At 72.1% G+C, this 15,928-nt stretch carries 15 protein-coding genes; 10 read left to right on the forward strand and 5 right to left on the reverse strand.

The annotated features are described in order from the left end of the window. Positions 1-20 precede the first annotated feature (20 nt). Together M2157_RS11570 and M2157_RS11575 are read right to left on the reverse strand one after the other, a co-directional pair. Positions 21-1,763: a pyruvate dehydrogenase gene (locus M2157_RS11570; RefSeq protein ID WP_280865197.1), complete on the reverse strand. Its 1,743-nt coding sequence runs from the start codon at positions 1,761-1,763 to the stop codon at positions 21-23. A gap of 54 nt (positions 1,764-1,817) precedes the next feature. Beyond that, entirely contained in the window at positions 1,818-2,804 is a 987-nt protein-coding gene (locus tag M2157_RS11575) for a protein phosphatase 2C domain-containing protein (protein WP_280861741.1), read from the reverse strand. 63 nt (positions 2,805-2,867) lie between these two features. Here M2157_RS11575 and M2157_RS11580 point away from each other — a divergent pair, with 63 nt between their 5' ends. The 3 genes from M2157_RS11580 to M2157_RS11590 all read left to right on the forward strand — a co-directional run bounded on the left by M2157_RS11580 (position 2,868) and on the right by M2157_RS11590 (position 5,874). Next, on the forward strand, positions 2,868-3,533 hold the full coding sequence (locus tag M2157_RS11580) for a hypothetical protein (RefSeq protein WP_280865198.1): 666 nt from the start codon (positions 2,868-2,870) through the stop codon (positions 3,531-3,533). A gap of 1,406 nt (positions 3,534-4,939) precedes the next feature. Then, a complete protein-coding gene (locus M2157_RS11585) occupies positions 4,940-5,425 on the forward strand; it encodes a DUF456 domain-containing protein (RefSeq protein WP_280861743.1) in 486 nt (161 codons plus the stop codon). A 77-nt stretch (positions 5,426-5,502) separates the two neighbouring features. Further along, positions 5,503-5,874, forward strand: a complete 372-nt coding sequence (locus tag M2157_RS11590) for a PPOX class F420-dependent oxidoreductase (RefSeq protein ID WP_057610970.1) — start codon at positions 5,503-5,505, stop codon at positions 5,872-5,874. Here the strand turns inward: M2157_RS11590 and M2157_RS11595 are convergent. The 3 genes from M2157_RS11595 to rsgA form a co-directional block, all read right to left on the reverse strand. Then, on the reverse strand, positions 5,871-6,353 hold the full coding sequence (locus M2157_RS11595; RefSeq protein ID WP_280865199.1) for a methylated-DNA--[protein]-cysteine S-methyltransferase: 483 nt from the start codon (positions 6,351-6,353) through the stop codon (positions 5,871-5,873). The genes M2157_RS11590 and M2157_RS11595 overlap by 4 nt on opposite strands. Before the next feature lie 2 nt (positions 6,354-6,355). Continuing rightward, complete coding sequence (locus M2157_RS11600; RefSeq protein ID WP_280865200.1) at positions 6,356-7,735, reverse strand: DNA-3-methyladenine glycosylase 2 family protein; 1,380 nt, start codon at positions 7,733-7,735, stop codon at positions 6,356-6,358. Positions 7,736-7,994: 259 nt separating this feature from the next. Then, positions 7,995-9,095 (reverse strand): ribosome small subunit-dependent GTPase A, encoded by a 1,101-nt coding sequence (gene rsgA / locus M2157_RS11605; RefSeq protein WP_280861746.1) that lies wholly within the window; start codon positions 9,093-9,095, stop codon positions 7,995-7,997. Positions 9,096-9,421: 326 nt separating this feature from the next. Between rsgA and M2157_RS11610 the strand changes: the two genes are divergently transcribed. From M2157_RS11610 to M2157_RS11640, 7 genes are all read left to right on the forward strand, one after another. After that, complete coding sequence (locus tag M2157_RS11610; RefSeq protein WP_280865201.1) at positions 9,422-10,246, forward strand: hypothetical protein; 825 nt, start codon at positions 9,422-9,424, stop codon at positions 10,244-10,246. Positions 10,247-10,341: 95 nt separating this feature from the next. Next, positions 10,342-11,511, forward strand: coding sequence for an FAD-binding oxidoreductase (locus M2157_RS11615; RefSeq protein WP_280861748.1), 1,170 nt, complete (start codon positions 10,342-10,344; stop codon positions 11,509-11,511). Beyond that, positions 11,508-11,807 (forward strand): (2Fe-2S)-binding protein, encoded by a 300-nt coding sequence (locus M2157_RS11620; RefSeq protein ID WP_280865202.1) that lies wholly within the window; start codon positions 11,508-11,510, stop codon positions 11,805-11,807. Before M2157_RS11615 ends, M2157_RS11620 begins: the two co-directional genes overlap by 4 nt. After that, positions 11,800-13,197 (forward strand): NAD(P)/FAD-dependent oxidoreductase, encoded by a 1,398-nt coding sequence (locus M2157_RS11625; RefSeq protein WP_280865203.1) that lies wholly within the window; start codon positions 11,800-11,802, stop codon positions 13,195-13,197. The genes M2157_RS11620 and M2157_RS11625 overlap by 8 nt, the downstream gene beginning before the upstream one ends. A 46-nt stretch (positions 13,198-13,243) precedes the next feature. Continuing rightward, complete coding sequence (locus M2157_RS11630) at positions 13,244-14,137, forward strand: dihydrodipicolinate synthase family protein (RefSeq protein WP_280865204.1); 894 nt, start codon at positions 13,244-13,246, stop codon at positions 14,135-14,137. Positions 14,138-14,157: 20 nt separating this feature from the next. Further along, positions 14,158-15,159, forward strand: coding sequence for a proline racemase family protein (locus M2157_RS11635; protein WP_280865205.1), 1,002 nt, complete (start codon positions 14,158-14,160; stop codon positions 15,157-15,159). Positions 15,160-15,224: 65 nt separating this feature from the next. Next, positions 15,225-15,902: a GntR family transcriptional regulator gene (locus M2157_RS11640; RefSeq protein ID WP_280865206.1), complete on the forward strand. Its 678-nt coding sequence runs from the start codon at positions 15,225-15,227 to the stop codon at positions 15,900-15,902. Positions 15,903-15,928 lie beyond the last annotated feature (26 nt).

Below are 15,928 nucleotides of genomic sequence, written 5' to 3' on the forward strand. Positions count from 1 at the left end.
CAGTCTTGCACCCACGGGGCTCAGGGCCGGGGCACGTTCCGGAGGTTGGAGCGGGCCATCTGGAGCATGCGGCCGACTCCTCCGTCGAGGACGATCTTCGAGGCGGACAGGGCGAAGCCGGTGACCATCTCGGTGCTGATCTTCGGCGGGATGGAGAGGGCGTTGGGGTCGGTGACGATGTCGACGAGGGCGGGACCCTTGTGCTTGAACGCCGACTTCAGGGCCCCGGCGAGGTCCTTGGGCTTCTCCACGCGCACGCCATGGGCACCGCAGGCGCGGGCCACGGCCGCGAAGTCCGGGTTCTTGTTCGTGGTGCCGTAGGAGGGGAGCCCGGCGACCAGCATCTCCAACTCGACCATGCCGAGCGAGGAGTTGTTGAAGAGGACGACCTTCACGGGGAGGTCGTACTGGACGAGGGTCAGGAAGTCGCCCATCAGCATGGAGAATCCGCCGTCGCCGGACATCGACACCACCTGCCGTCCGCGGTCGGTGAACTGCGCCCCGATCGCCATCGGCAGCGCGTTCGCCATCGAGCCGTGCGAGAAGGAACCGATCACACGGCGGCGGCCGTTGGGCGAGATGTAACGGGCGGCCCACACATTGCACATGCCGGTGTCGACGGTGAACACCGCGTCGTCGTCGGCGAGTTCGTCGAGTACGGAGGCCACGTACTCGGGATGGATCGGGACGTGCTTGTCGACCTTGCGGGTGTACGCCTTCACGACCCCTTCGAGCGCGTCGGCGTGCTTCTTGAGCATCTTGTCGAGGAAACGCCGGTTCGTCTTGGCCTTCACCCGGGGCGTCAGACAGCGCAGGGTCTCCTTCACGTCGCCCCAGACGGCGAGGTCGAGCTTGGAGCGGCGGCCCAAGTGCTCGGGGCGTACGTCGACTTGGGCGATCTTGACGTCGTCGGGGAGGAAGGCGTTGTACGGGAAGTCGGTGCCGAGCAGGATCAGCAGGTCGCACTCGTGGGTGGCCTCGTAGGCGGCGCCGTAGCCGAGCAGTCCGCTCATGCCGACGTCGAAGGGGTTGTCGTACTGGATCCACTCCTTGCCCCTGAGGGCGTGCCCCACCGGTGACTTGACCTTCTCCGCGAACTCCATGACCTCGGCGTGCGCGCCCGCCGTGCCGCTGCCGCAGAACAGGGTGACCCTGTCGGCCTTGTCGATCAGCTCGACGAGCTTGTCGATCTCGGCGTCGCCGGGGCGGACGCTGGGCCGGGAGGTGACGAGGGCGGTCTCGGCGGCCTTGTCGGGGGCGGGCTGGTCGGCGATGTCGCCGGGGAGGGTGACGACGCTGACACCGGAGCGGCCGACGGCGTTCTGGATGGCGGTCTGCAGCAGCCTTGGCATCTGCTTCGGGTTGGAGATCATCTCGCTGTAGTGGCTGCACTCGCGGAACAGCTGGTCGGGGTGGGTCTCCTGGAAGTAACCGAGGCCGATCTCGCTGGAGGGGATGTGCGAGGCGAGGGCGAGCACGGGGGCCATCGAGCGGTGGGCGTCGTAGAGCCCGTTGATGAGGTGCAGGTTGCCGGGTCCGCAGGAACCGGCGCAGGCGGCGAGTGTGCCGGTGATCTGGGCCTCCGCGCCCGCGGCGAAGGCGGCGGTCTCCTCGTGCCGTACGTGCACCCAGTCGATGGCGGAGTTGCGGCGGACGGCGTCCACGACGGGGTTGAGGCTGTCGCCGACGACGCCGTAGAGGCGTTTCACACCGGCCTTGACGAGGATGTCCACGAACTGTTCGGCGACGTTCTGCTTGGCCATGGAACCATGCACCCCTTCGGTCTCCTTGGGTCCATCAATCCACAATGGCCGCGATCACGCCTCCCAAACGGCGGCGGCTGTACGGTCGTCGGCGTATCCCTTGACCCGGACTTGGGAGTCGGCGAGGAACGCGGCGAGGCCGGGCGGGGGTCCTGACCACCTTCCTGTGAGGTACTCGCACAGGTCGGGCTCACCGCGCAGGGGATCGGCGAGGCCTCCGGTGCACATCAGGAGGGTGTCACCCGGGCGGGCGACGGAGGCGCGGAAGCGGAAGGGTTCGCGGGGCGGCTCCGGGGCGGGTTCGTAGGGGCTCGGGGGTGTGGGGATGCCGAGGTCCATGGTGAGGCGGTCGCCCTCGGGGGTCTCGGTCGGCAGCGAGCCGAAGCCGACGACCGGTTCGCCGGTGATGTCGGTGAGGCGGGGTTCGATGTCGTGCCATTCGCCGTCGCGGAGACGGAAGAGACCGCCCGCGCCGACGCCGAAGAAGACGCGGATGCGGCAGTCGGGGTCGGCGGGCAGGAGCAGACAGCGCAGGGTGGCGGCGTACTCCTCCGGGTCGATGCCCTGTTCGACGGCGCTGGCGCGCAGCTTTCCGAGGCTGCGGTCGGTGAGCCGGTGCAGCCCGGACTTGAGGTCACCGCGGCGGGCGGCGCTGATGTCCTGTGCGAGCCGGGCGTGACTGCGGCCGACGGCCCGCCCGATCCAGTGGCAGGCCTCGGCGGCGGCGCGGTGGGCACCGGGGGTGGCTCGGGCGCCGGTGGCCATGGCGACGAGGATCAGCGCCTGCTCGCCGGTACCGAAGCGGGCGGTGAGCAGGGAGTCCCTTCGGGGCTCGCCGCGGAACCTGGCCGAGTCCCCTCGCACGGACGCCGCTCGCAGCGTGCACGTCCCGTATCTGGCGCCGTCCAGCACGGTGTCGGCCACCAGGTCGTCGAGTTCGTCGGGGTCTGCGGGTGGGAGGGCGGTGGGTTCGGCGTCGTAGGTGGGAGGGCCTGAGCCGACGAATCCGACAGGGGTGGGCGGGAGGGTGGGGATGTCCAAGCGGGTGGCGGTGCGGGGTGCCTGCGGCGCGGGGGCGGGTTCCGGGTCGGCACCGTTCTGGTCGTGTCCGGGTGGCTCGGGGGGCTCAGGGGTCGGGTTGGGCTGCGTGGAACCCGGGCCGGCTGCGGGGGGTTCCTGGGCGAGGTCGGCTTCGACGTCAGGTGCGGCGGCCCACCAGTCGCCTTCGACACGACGCGTGCCGGCTCCGCCTCGGCGCGAGGGCCCTGGAGGGCTCTCGGGGCCGCCGGCTGTGGTCACGTCCTCGGCGCCGCCTGCGGGGTCACGGGGGTCGACTCCGCCGACGCCACGCCCTCCGGAATCGCCACGGCCTGGCGAACCGGCCCGGTCGGCGTCCTGCGGTTCGTCATCGGCGACACCACTCCGCGAGGCAGCTCCGCGGGAGCCGCGGCCGTCGGGCCGAAGGGCCTGGTCACCGTCGTGTGGCGCATCATCTCCACCGACGACCCGCTCCCCGGAATCGCCGCGGTCGGAGGCAGCGACCCGGTCACCGCCGGGCGGCGGGCCCTCTGCGGCACCACCCCGCGCAGCCGCTCCGCCGTAGACACCGCTACCCGGGCCGCCGCCGTCAGGAGAAACGCCCCGGTCACCGTCCTGCGGCGCATCATCAGCGACACCACCGGGCGAGATCGCCCCGCCGCCGTCAGGAGAAACGGCCCGGTCGGCGTCCTGCGGTGGCGGGGGTGGTGCCGCGGGGCGAGGTGGGGCTGAGGGGTGTGGGGGTGCGGCGGTCGGCGGCCGCGGGGGCTCGGTCGGCATGCGCGAGGTCGGAACGGTCGTGGCCGGAGGCGTCTCGGTGGACGTACGTCCGCCGGGTGGCGGGGGCGGGCGGTCCTCGGCGGGCCGCTCGACGAAGCCGGGCGGCTTGGGGCCGGGCGGGAAGGACGCGGGGCCGTCGGATACGTCGGGTGGCGTCTGCCAGGGGACGCGGTGCCGGCCGGGTGAGGGAGCCGTCGCCTCGGAGAAACCTATCCGCGGCGCGGGGACCCCCGTGCCGGACCGACGGCTCTGCTCGTCCGCAGCACCCCACTCGGAACCGGGCTGTCCTTCACCGGACCCTGTCTCAGCACCGGGCTGTCCTTCACCGAGCTCCGTCTCAGCGCTGGGCCGTCCACCACCGAGCTCCGTCTCCGAGCCCGGCTGCCCCCCACCGGGCCCCGCCTCCGAGCCCGGCTGACCCTCAACAGGCCCTCCCTCCAAGCCGGGCCGTCCGCCACCGGACCCTGCCCCCGACTCCGGCCATCCACCACCAAGCCCCGCCTCCGAGCCCGGCTGACCCTCAACAGGCCGTCCCTCGAAGCCGGGCCGTCCACCACCGGACCCTGCCCCCGACTCCGGCCATCCACCACCAAGCCCCGCCTCCGAGCGCGGCTGACCCTCAACAGGCCGTCCCTCGAAGCCGGGCCGTCCGCCACCGGGCCCTGCCCCCGACTCCGGCCATCCACCACCGGGCCTCGCCCCGGAGCCCGGCTGACCCTCACCAGACCCTGCCCCCAAGCCAGGCCAACCACCACCAGACCCCGCGTCCGAGCCCGGCTGACCCCCACCAAGCCCCGCCTCCAAGCCCGGCCGAACCTCACCGCGCCCCGCCTCGAAGCTCAGCCCTCCGCCCCCCGACCCGTCCCGCACCGCGCCCGCCGCCGAGGCGAAGCGGTCGTCCAGGGTGTCCGGGGCCGGTGTGGGGCCCGTGTCGTCGGTGGAGTCGTACAGCTGCCCCCACCAGTCGTCCTCGGGACCATGACCGGTGGGTGTTCCCCCCTGCTGGCTCATGCCCCCAATTGTCCACCGCATGGGCCGTATGAAAACGGGGCATCCCGAAAATCAAGCCCCACCCCGCGCATCGAACTGTGTTGCGAAAGGGTCGCCGGACGGTTCCACCCCCCACGGGAGAACCGCCCGGCGACGCGGAGTGACCCGGACCCGATCCCCTGCGGCGGACGCACGTCGTGGGTACCGGTCGGGTCGGCCCTGAGTGTGACCCGCTTCCCTGTCGCGGACCTGTGACGGACGACGGCCCGAGTGCCCACCGCCGTGAGACCGATGCGCAGCTCTTCCTCAACGGTCCGGGGCGATATCGCTGACCTGCGCTTTCTGCCTGCCTCCTGCACCCTGGACTCATGGGAGTGTGGGACCTCCTGCTGGTCGGCCTGGTCATGCTGTTCGGCCTGGTCGGGGTTCTGTTGCCCGGGGTGCCGGGGTCCTGGCTCGTGTGGTCCGCGGTCCTGTGGTGGGCGCTGAAGGATCCGCAACCGGTCGCGTGGAGCGTGCTCGTGGGGGCCACGGTCGCCCTGTTCCTCTCCCAGGTGGTGCGCTGGGCGCTGCCACCACGCCGGCTGCGGGCGAGCGGGGCCACCCCGCGCATGGGGGTCTACGCCGGAGCGGGCGCGTTCCTCGGCTTCTTCCTGATTCCCGTGCTCGGCGCGATCCCCGGGTTCATGGGCGGCATCTACCTCTCGGAACGCCTCCGCCTCGGCCGCCACGGAGCGGCGAAGGCCGCCCTGCGTACGGCGATGCGCTCGGGCGGCTCCAGCGTGCTGGCGGAACTGTTCACATGTCTGCTGATCATGGGCGCGTGGCTGGGGGCGGTGCTGTGGGGCGGCTGACCTGGGACCGCGGTCCCGGACAGGCCTAGGACGAGATTCCGATGTGCGGGCGGCGCGGGCGTGTTTGGGTGGCTGGCATGACCGAATTCAGCGAGGCCGAGCGCGCGTACCTGAAGTCCCAGCGGCTGGGCCGGCTCGCCACCGTCGACCCGCAGGGACAGCCGCAGGCGAACCCGGTCGGCTTCTTCCCGCAGGACGACGGCACCATCCTGATCGGCGGTTACGCGATGGGCCGCACGAAGAAATGGCGCAACCTCCAGAAGAACCCGAAGGTCGCGCTGGTCGTCGACGACATCGCCAGTCTGAAACCGTGGACGGTGCGCGGCATCGACATCCGCGGGGAGGCGGAGCTCCTCACGGGCCCGCACGAGTTGGGCCCGCACTTCAGCGAGGAACTGATCCGCATCCATCCACGACGGATCCACAGCTGGGGGCTCGAGGAGTCCTAGAGGGCTCCTTCGAGGGTGAGCAGGGCCGTCTTGCGCTCCAGGCCGCCCGCATACCCGGTGAGCAGGCCGTTCGCGCCGATCACCCGATGGCACGGGCGGAGGATCAGCAGCGGGTTCGCACCGATCGCGCCGCCCACGGCCCGGACGGCGACGCGGGAGGCTCCGACGCGGGCGGCGATCTCGCCGTACGTCGTGGTCGCCCCGTACGGAACGTCGTCGAGGGCGTCCCAGACGCGGGTCCGGAACTCGGTACCTTCAGGACGCAACTCCAGCTGGAACTCCTTGAGTTCACCGGCGAAGTAGGCGGCGAGCTGCTCCTGGGCGTCCCGGAAGGGGGTGGGGTCGTGGACCCAACCGTCCTGAACGGTACGGCCCTTCTTCTGCTCCGGAACGGACAACGAGGTCAGCGCGCCGGTCTCGTCGGCGGTGAGGAGCAGGGTGCCGACGGGGCTGTCGAGACGGGTCCAGCGGGTGGCCATGATTACTCCAACTCTCCTGCTGTACGCAGGTGTTGCCAGGCGTAGGAGCGCCAGGGGCGCCAGGTGTCGGGGGTGTCGAGGCCCGGTGGGGCGACATCGGGGTCACCGAGGGCGCGGGTGCGGATGACGACGACCGTAGGGGCGTCCAGGCCGGGCAGGGCGAGGAGCGCGTGCTGCACCTCGTCGCGGTCGGCGCCCGGATCGAGTCGTACGGCCCCGTCGGCCAGGGCGGTGGCCAGCGTGCCCAGAGGGCCGGCCGCCTCCGAGAGGGCCGCGGGCTCGGGGAAGAGGTGGGTGAGGCTGCCGCAGGGTGCGTCCAGGGTCTTGCCGTATCGCTGGACGAGCCGTTCGGATTCGCTGCGGCCCACCAGTGCCCGTACGGCGAACTCCTCGGGGTCGGCGGCACCGGGCGACCGGAGTCCTGGGCGGGCGGCGACCAGGGGAGCGAGCCGGGTGTCCTCGCCGAGCCGCTCGTCGACGGCGTAGGGATCGGCGTCGAGGTCGAAGAGCCGCCGCAGCCGTCCGACGGCGGTGGTGAGGTCGCGGGGGTCGGTGAGGTGCAGGTGGGCGTCGAGCCAGCCGCCGGGGTTCGCGCCGGAGGTGGTTCCGGTCGTGCCGGTGCGTTCGCGGACGGCGACGATACCGGTGCCGTGCGGGAGGCGGAGGGTACGGCGGTAGGTGCGCCGCCCAGGTGCCCCGCTCACCTCCTCGACGCCGGGTACGGCCTCGCTCTCCAGCAGGTTGAAGACGGCTTCGGACCGGTAGGGGCCGCGGTGGGCCAGCCGTAGCGGAATGCCCGCCGTGGGGGTGGCAGCGCGGCGCGTGGTCCGGGCGGCGGCCCGCAGGTCGCTGGGGGTGGAGGCGTAGATCTCCCGGACCGTGTCGTTGAACTGCCGCACGCTGGCGAAGCCCGAGGCGAACGCGATCTCCGTGACCGGCAGGCCGGTGGTCTGGAGCAGGACGCGCGCGGTGTGGGCCCGCTGGGCGCGGGCCAGGGCGACGGGGCCGGCGCCGAGCTCGGCGGTGAGCTGGCGCTGGACCTGGCGGGCGCTGTAGCCGAGGCGGCCGGCGAGCCCGGCGACGCCCTCCCGGTCGACGACACCGTCGCCGATCAGGCGCATCGCCCGGCCCACCACGTCCGCGCGTACGTTCCAGTCCGCGGAACCGGGGACCGCGTCCGGGCGGCACCGTCGGCAGGCCCGGAACCCGGAGCCCTGCGCGGCGGCGGCCGTCGCGTAGAAGCGGACGTTGCGGCGCTTCGGGGTGACCGCGGGACAGCTGGGCCGGCAGTAGATCCCGGTCGTCTCGACAGCGAAGAAGAACTCCCCGTCGAACCGGGCGTCCCGGCTGCGGACGGCTTCGTACCTGGTGTCTTCGTCCATCACGTGTTCCAGTCTCCGCCGTGGGCGAGGATGCCGCTGGCGGAAATCGGACACGGTGATGGGGGTGCCGCGTCAGGTCCTTGGACGGGTGCGGGTCCGTCGTGGCTGGTCGCGCCCACGCGGCGGCAGCCGCATGTTCGACACAGCCCCGCGCCCCCAAAAGGCTGGGTACAGCCAGGCAGACCATGACTGCACCCACTCAGGGGCGCGGGGAACTGCGCGACCGGCCCCCACCGCGCCGCGGCCGAACGACTACCCGCTACCTCCGGGACCCCCGCTTCGCCTCCATCGCCGCCTTCCCCTCCGCTCCCCTCTTCTTCCAGTCCTTCCGGATCTCGGCACGGAGCCTCGCGTCCGTCTTCGCCACGATCCGCTGGTTCTCCCGGATCAGCTTCCGGTAGCTCTCCAGCCGCCGCTCGGGCAGCTCACCGGAGTCGATCGCGGCCAGCACCGCGCACCCCGGCTCACTCTCGTGCGCGCAGTCGTGGAAGCGGCACTGTGCGGCCAGTGCCTCGATCTCGGAGAACACCTGGCCGACACCGGTCTCGGCGTCCCACAGCCCCACGCCCCTGAGCCCGGGCGTGTCGATCAGTACTCCCCCGCCCGGCAGGGCGAGGAGGTTGCGGGTCGTGGTCGTGTGGCGCCCCTTCCCGTCCGCGTCCCGTGCGGCCTGCACAGCCATCACGTCCTCGCCGATGAGCACGTTCGCCAGTGTCGACTTCCCCGCGCCGGACTGCCCGAGCAGCACGGTCGTACCGCCGGAGACGACCGCGACGAGTACGTCGAGCCCCTCCCCGTCCAGCGCGCTGACGGTCAGCACCGGGACGCCCGGCGCCGTCGTCTCCACGTCCTGGACGAGATGCGAGAGCGTCACCGCGTCCGGCACGAGGTCGGCCTTGGTGAGCACGACCACCGGCTGTGCGCCGGACTCCCAGGCCAGGGCAAGGAACCGTTCGATGCGGCCGAGGTCGAGTTCGACGGCCAGCGACACGGCGACGATCGCGTGGTCGACGTTGGCCGCGAGGATCTGCCCCTCGGACCGCTTGGAGGAGGTGGAGCGTACGAATGCGGTACGGCGTGGCAGATACGTCCGTACATAGCGGGGGTTGCCCACGGGCTCGACGACGGCCCAGTCACCGGTGCACAGGACCCGCATCGGATCGGGCGGGGTGACGAAGGCCGTGTCGGCCCGCATCATCCCTTCGGCGGTGACGATGTCGCACTGCCCTCGGTCGACCCGGACCACACGTCCGGGCAGGAGACCCTCGGGCTCGTAGGGGGCGAACGCGTCCGCCCATGCCTCGTCCCAGCCGTAGGGGGCGAGAGCGGAGAAAACACGAGAAGTGGAGCTGGAAGTCAAGGGAGACCCTTCACAAGGGTGGCCCCGGCACCAGGAGTTGGTGTCAGCCGACGGCCACGGAGGTGGACTTGATGATCTGGATGCGAGCAGCGCTCATCGCAAAGACAGCCATCGGTCGACACCTCCCTCGTTCCTCGCTCGTGGGGCACGGCAGCCATGAGCCGCCGTGCGAAGCGGTTTCACCTTAGAGACCTCCGCGTCGGGGGCGCCACCGGTTTTCCGGAACCCGGTGCCGTCGCCCCCTCACTCGAACAGCCCGGTGCGCTGGTCGTACGGGAGGAGCGGTTGTGGCATGGAAGCACCCCTCATCTCCAGGAGACCTCGTGATGACCCACCGTCCGCCCCGCCCCTTCCGCGTCCTCGCCTCGGCCCTGGCGGCCGGAGCCCTGTTGACGACCGCCGCGTGTGCGGACGGTGACGACAGTGGTCCGGACCGCGCGGACACCACGGAGATCACCACCGATATCTCCTCCTCGCCGCTCGCGCAGGCGTCCCCGGCCGCGCTCACCCCGGCCGGGGCGCGTGCCGCGCTGGTGACGGAGGCGGATCTGGAGGACGACTGGACGCAGGTCAAGAACGCGGCCACCTGGCGCGACAGCCTGCTGGTCGGCCAGGTGGACGTCGCCGACTTCCTCACCGGCAAGGCCGACGCGGCCGACTGCCAGAAGCTGCTCGACCGGCTCTACGACGACGAGCTGCTGGGCAAGCCGTCCGGAGCGTCCGCGCTCACCGGCTTCAAGGAGGGCGAGTCCAGGCTGCTGTACCAGGTGGCCGCCTATGACAAGGCCGCGCTGGACACGTCCTTCACCTGGTTGAAGAGCCTGCCGGTCAAGTGCGACCAGTTCACGGTGAAGGACGGTTCGGGCGGGCAGCGCACGGTCCAGGTGGTCGGGACCTCCCTTCCCAAGGAGGGCGACGCCCGGCAGGGGCTGCAGGTCACGGTCCGGGGCACTTCGGGCGGCGAGCCCACCACCCTCACCCTCGACGTCGCGGCCCTGCGGTTCGGCACGGACGCGATCACCTTCACCAACGGCGGCCTCGACGGAGCCGGCGACGACACCACCGAGCAGGCGGCGAAGCTCGGCGCGGCACGTCTCGAGGACGTCCAGGCGGGCCGCACCCCGTCCGCCGACCCGAGCGAGATCGACTGACGGCCCGGTGAGTCCCGTCCGTCCCACGGCCCGCCCCCCCTCCGGTCCGACCTCGGGGTGTTCCCGCCAAGAGCGGCATGTGACATAGTACTGATGTGAGCAAGCGACTGACCTGCGATGTCGTGGTCGTCGGAGCCGGAATGGTGGGCGCGGCCTGCGCCCTGTACGCCGCCCGGGCGGGCCTCGACGTGATCGTCGTCGACCGCGGTCCGGTGGCCGGTGGTACGACCGGCGCCGGTGAGGGCAATCTCCTGGTCTCCGACAAGGAGCCGGGGCCCGAGCTCGAACTCGCCCTGCTGTCCGGCCGGTTGTGGACCGAGTTGGCGGAGGAGCTCGGCGACGCAGTCGAGTACGAACTCAAGGGCGGCGTGGTCGTGGCCTCCACCTCCGACGGCCTCGAAGCCCTGGAGAAGTTCGCGACCGGACAACGGGCCGCGGGCGTCGAGGCGGTGCGGGTGGACGCAGGCCGGCTCCGCGAGCTGGAGCCCCACTTGGCACCCGGACTCACGGGCGGTGTGCTGTACCCCCAGGACGCCCAGGTCATGCCGACGCTGGCCGCCGCTCATCTCCTACGGGCCTCGGGTGCCCGGCTGTTCACCGGCGCGGCGGTGACCGAGGTGCTGCGCGGCGCCGACGGTGCCGTGCGCGGGGTGCGGACCGGCCGGGGCGGGATCCATGCCCCGCATGTCGTCAACGCCGCCGGGACCTGGGGCGGTGAGCTGGCCGCGCTGGCGGGAGTGAGGCTCCCCGTGCTCCCCCGGCGCGGCTTCGTCCTCGTGACCGAGCCGCTCCCCCGCCTGGTCCACCACAAGGTGTACGCCGCCGACTACGTGGCCGACGTGGCCAGCGACTCGGCGGCCCTGCAGACCTCACCGGTCGTCGAGGGGACAGCAGCCGGACCCGTCCTGATCGGCGCGACCCGTGAACGGGTGGGCTTCGACCGGTCGTTGTCGCTGCCGGCACTGCGCGCGCTGGCGGAGGGCGCGACGCGGCTGTTCCCGTTCCTGGAGCGGGTGCGTGCGATGCGGACGTACCTCGGCTTCCGGCCGTACATGCCCGATCACCTGCCCGCGATCGGCCCCGATCCGCGGGTGCCCGGGCTGTTCCACGCCTGCGGGCACGAGGGCGCGGGCATCGGACTGTCCACCGGGACAGGGCAGTTGATCGCCCAGGTGCTGGCCGGGCACGCTCCCGACCTCGATCTCGCACCTTTCCGTCCCGACCGATTCCCCGCCTCCGACTCCGACTCCGAGGAGGCCTCGTGAACCCGCTGGAGCTGGTGCGCGCCGAGCCCGGCCCCGCCTTCACCGTCGCCCTCGACGGGCGGGAGATCGAGGCCCTGCCCGGCCAGACCGTCGCCGCCGCACTGTGGACGGCGGGCGTCACCTCCTGGCGCACCACCCGCGGCGAGGGCCGCCCGCGCGGGATCTTCTGCGGCATCGGCGTCTGCTTCGACTGCCTGGTGACCGTCAACGACCGCCCGAACCAACGGGCTTGCCTGAGGCCCTTGCAGCCGGGCGACGCGATCCGCACGCAGGAGGGAACGGGCCACGATGACTGAGCCGAGCCTGGCGGTGATCGGCGCGGGTCCGGCCGGGCTCGCGGCCACCCTCGCGGCGGCCGCCCGGGGCATCCGGGTCACCCTGATCGACTCGGCGGCGGAGGCGGGCGGGCAGTTCTACCGGCAGCCCGCTCCCGGGCTCGGGGCCCGTCGACCGCAGGCCCTGCATCACCAGTGGCGGACCTGGGAGAGGCTGCGGGACGGTCTGCGCGCCCATGTGCAAGCCGGCACCGTAAGGAATGTGACGGACCATCACGTCTGGTTCGTCGAGCGCCTGGACACCGCCGGGTTCACCGTGCACGCCCTCGTCGGCCCCGAGCAGGAGCAGCCGGCCGAGGTACGCGCGACTGCGGTCCTCCTCGCCACCGGCGGCTACGAGAAGGTGCTGCCCTTCCCCGGCTGGACCCTGCCCGGTGTCGTCACGGCGGGCGGGGCGCAGGCCATGCTCAAGGGCGGGCTCGTACTGCCCGGCCGTACCGCCGTGGTCGCCGGGACCGGGCCGCTGCTGCTGCCCGTCGCCACCGGCCTCGCCGCGGCCGGCACGACGGTCGCCGCGCTGGTGGACTCGGCCGACCCGAAGTCGTTCGTACGGCGGTCCCGGGCGCTGGCGGGCCGGCCTGCCAAGATGGCCGAAGGCGCCCAGTACGCGGGGCAGTTGCTCCGGCACCGGGTACGCACTCTCCTCCATCACACCGTCGTGGCGGCGCACGGCGCCGAGCGGCTGGAGGCGGTGACGATCGCGGCCCTCGACCGGGAGGGGCGGGTGCGCCCAGACACCCGCCGCCGCCTCGTCTGCGACACCCTCGCCGTGAGTCACGGCATGCTGCCGCACACCGACCTCGCCGACGCGCTGGGCTGCCGGGTCGACGGTACGGACGTGTACGTCGACGACGAGCAGCGCACCGACGTGCCGGGTGTGTGGGCGGCGGGCGAGACCACCGGCATCGGCGGCTCGGCCCTCTCACTCGCCGAGGGGCACATCGCCGGTCGGTCGATCGCGGCGCGGCTGACCGAGCGGGCGCCGGACCCGGGTGAGTGGGCGGCCGCCGCGCGCACCCGGGCCGGGCTGCGGGCCTTCTTCGCCGCCGTCGACTCCGTCTACGTGCCGCCCGCGCACTGGGCCGAGCAGGTCACCGACGGGACGGTGGTGTGCCGCTGCGAGGAGGTGTCGGCCGGTGCGGTGCGGGAGGCGGTGCGCGAGCTGGGGGCCGGTGATCTGAGGACCGTGAAGCTGCTGACGCGGGCCGGGATGGGCTGGTGCCAGGGCCGGATGTGCGAGCCCGGAGTGGCCGGCGTCGCCGGGTGCGCGGAGACGGCGGGCCGCAGGCCGTTCGCACGGCCGGTACCGCTGGGCGTGCTGGCCCGGGCCGGAGAGACCGAGGAACAGTGATATGTCACACGCTAGTCACCCTAGTCACCCTATTGAGAGGACCCACATGACCACCAGCCTTCATCCGTGGCGCGGAGTTCTCGTCGCCACCGCCCTCCCGCTCAACGACGACCTGTCGGTGAACTACGACAAGTACGCCGAACACTGCGCGTGGCTGGTCGAGAACGGCTGCGACGGCGTCGTACCGAACGGCTCGCTCGGCGAGTACCAGGTGCTCACCCCCGAGGAGCGGGCCAAGGTCGTCGAGACGGCCGTGGCCGCGATCGGCGGTGAGCGGGTGATGCCCGGTGTCGCCGCGTACGGTTCGGCGGAGTCCCGCCGCTGGGCCGAGCAGGCGCGTGACGCGGGCTGTGCGTCCGTGATGCTGCTGCCGCCCAACGCCTACCGCGCCGACGAGCGGTCGGTCCTCGCGCACTACGCCGAGGTCGCGAAGGCGGGTCTGCCGATCGTGGCGTACAACAACCCCATCGACACCAAGGTCGACCTGGTGCCGGAGCTGCTGGCCGCACTGCACGCCGAGGGGTTCATCCGCGCGGTCAAGGAGTTCTCCGGCGATGTCCGCCGCGCCTACCAGCTGTCCGAACTCGCCCCGGAACTGGACCTGTTGATCGGCGCCGACGACGTCCTGCTGGAACTCGCCCTCGCCGGGGCCAAGGGCTGGGTGGCCGGCTACCCGAACGCGCTGCCCGGGGCCTCCGTCGAGTTGTACCGGGCAGCCGTGGCCGGCGACCTCGCCACCGCGAAGAAGCTGTACGAGCAGCTGCACCCGCTGCTGCGCTGGGACTCCAAGGTCGAGTTCGTACAGGCGATCAAGTTGTCGATGGACATCGTCGGCCGGCACGGCGGCCCCGTGCGTCCACCGCGCGTCCCCCTGCTGCCCGAGCGGGAGGCCGTCGTGCGGGCCGCCACGGAGAAGGCCGCCGCCGCGGGACTCGCGTAACTCGTCAAGGAGAGCGGACCATGCGCAGCAAACTCGTCCTGCACGCCGTCGACTCGCACACCGAGGGCATGCCCACCCGCGTGATCACCGGCGGAATCGGCACGATCCCCGGCGCCACCATGAACGAGCGGCGGCTGTACTTCCGTGAGCACCGTGACGACATCAAGCAGCTCCTGATGAACGAGCCGCGCGGGCACTCGGCGATGAGCGGCGCGATCCTCCAGCCGCCGACCCGCCCGGACTGCGACTGGGGTGTGGTGTACATCGAGGTCTCGGGCTATCTGCCGATGTGCGGACACGGCACGATCGGGGTGGCGACCGTGCTGGTGGAGACCGGCATGGTCGAGGTCGTCGAGCCGGTCACCACGATCCGGCTGGACACCCCGGCGGGCCTGGTCGTGGCCGAGGTCGCGGTGGAGGACGGCAGGGCGAAGAACGTCACCCTGCAGAACGTGCCGTCCTTCGCCGTCGCCCTCGACCGCAAGATCGCACTGGCCGACGGGCGGACGGTGACATATGACCTGGCGTACGGCGGCAACTTCTACGCCATCCTGCCGCTGGACCAGTTCGGGCTGCCCTTCGACCGCGCCCGCAAGGACGACATCCTGAAGGCCGGGCTGTCCCTCATGGAGGCGATCAACGCCGCGGAGGAGCCAGTCCACCCCGAGGATCCGTCCATCCGCGGCTGTCACCACGTCCACCTGCTCGCGCCCGGCGCGACCGCCCACCTCTCCCGGCACGCGATGGCCATCCACCCCGGCTGGTTCGACCGCTCCCCCTGCGGCACCGGCACCAGCGCGCGCATGGCCCAGCTGCACGCCCGCGGCGAACTCCCGTTGCACACCGAGTTCGTGAACGAGTCCTTCATCGGGACGCGGTTCACGGGCCGGCTCCTCGGCACCACCGAGGTGGCGGGCCGCCCCGCCGTCCTGCCCAGTTTCACCGGGCGGGCGTGGATCACCGGCACGGCCCAGTACCTGCTCGACCCGACCGATCCGTTCCCGGCGGGATTCGTCCTGTGAGCCCCGAGGGCGTCGAGGATAATGCCGGGTGCCGCGTGACATTGCACCACTAGGAGATGCCCCTCATGGCCGCCCAACGATCCAGCACCCCCGCTCTGCCCGTTCTCGGCGGCAAGAAGAGCAGCTACCGGGAGCGGGTCGCCGACGCCCTGCGGGCCGCGCTGATCGCGGGCGAACTGCTCCCGGGCCAGGTGTACTCGGCGCCCGCGCTCGCCGCCCGATTCGGGGTGTCGGCCACCCCCGTGCGCGAGGCCATGCTCGACCTCGCCAAGGAGGGCCTGGTCGACACCGTCCCCAACAAGGGCTTCCGGGTCACCGCGGTCTCCGAGAAGCAGCTCGACGAGTACACCCACATCCGCTCGCTCATCGAGGTCCCCACCATCGTGGAGCTGGCCTCGACCGCCGACCCGGTCTCCCTGGAGGCGCTGCGTCCCGCCGCCCGGGAGATCGTCCAGGCGGCGGTGTCCGGTGACCTCATCGCGTACGTCGAGGCCGACACCCGCTTCCACCTCGGCCTGCTCGCCCTCGCGGGCAACGCCCACCTGGTCGAGGTGGTCGGCGACCTCCGCAAGCGGTCACGGCTCTACGGCCTCACCCCGCTGGTGAAGTCCGGCCGACTGCTGGCCTCCGCCGAGGAGCACCTCGAACTCCTCGACGCGCTGATCGCCCGCGACGAGAGCGCGGTCCACGAGGTGATGACCCGGCACATCGGACACGTCCGGGGGCTGTGGGCGGCGAAGTGACGGACCGCCGCCGAGGACGCGACCGC

This window comes from Streptomyces sp. SAI-127, assembly GCF_029894425.1.
Taxonomy (GTDB): Bacteria; Actinomycetota; Actinomycetes; order Streptomycetales; family Streptomycetaceae; genus Streptomyces.

Excerpts from the sequence above, each read along its gene's own strand:
- M2157_RS11585 (WP_280861743.1), top strand. The coding sequence starts at position 4,940 with ATGGGAGTGTGGGACCTCCTGCTGGTCGGCCTGGTCATGCTGTTCGGC.
- M2157_RS11630 (WP_280865204.1), top strand. The coding sequence starts at position 13,244 with ATGACCACCAGCCTTCATCCGTGGCGCGGAGTTCTCGTCGCCACCGCC.
- M2157_RS11625 (WP_280865203.1), top strand. The coding sequence starts at position 11,800 with ATGACTGAGCCGAGCCTGGCGGTGATCGGCGCGGGTCCGGCCGGGCTC.
- M2157_RS11570 (WP_280865197.1), bottom strand. The coding sequence starts at position 1,763 with ATGGCCAAGCAGAACGTCGCCGAACAGTTCGTGGACATCCTCGTCAAG.
- M2157_RS11600 (WP_280865200.1), bottom strand. The coding sequence starts at position 7,735 with ATGGACGAAGACACCAGGTACGAAGCCGTCCGCAGCCGGGACGCCCGG.
- M2157_RS11640 (WP_280865206.1), top strand. The coding sequence starts at position 15,225 with ATGGCCGCCCAACGATCCAGCACCCCCGCTCTGCCCGTTCTCGGCGGC.
- M2157_RS11610 (WP_280865201.1), top strand. The coding sequence starts at position 9,422 with ATGACCCACCGTCCGCCCCGCCCCTTCCGCGTCCTCGCCTCGGCCCTG.
- M2157_RS11635 (WP_280865205.1), top strand. The coding sequence starts at position 14,158 with ATGCGCAGCAAACTCGTCCTGCACGCCGTCGACTCGCACACCGAGGGC.
- M2157_RS11590 (WP_057610970.1), top strand. The coding sequence starts at position 5,503 with ATGACCGAATTCAGCGAGGCCGAGCGCGCGTACCTGAAGTCCCAGCGG.
- M2157_RS11595 (WP_280865199.1), bottom strand. The coding sequence starts at position 6,353 with ATGGCCACCCGCTGGACCCGTCTCGACAGCCCCGTCGGCACCCTGCTC.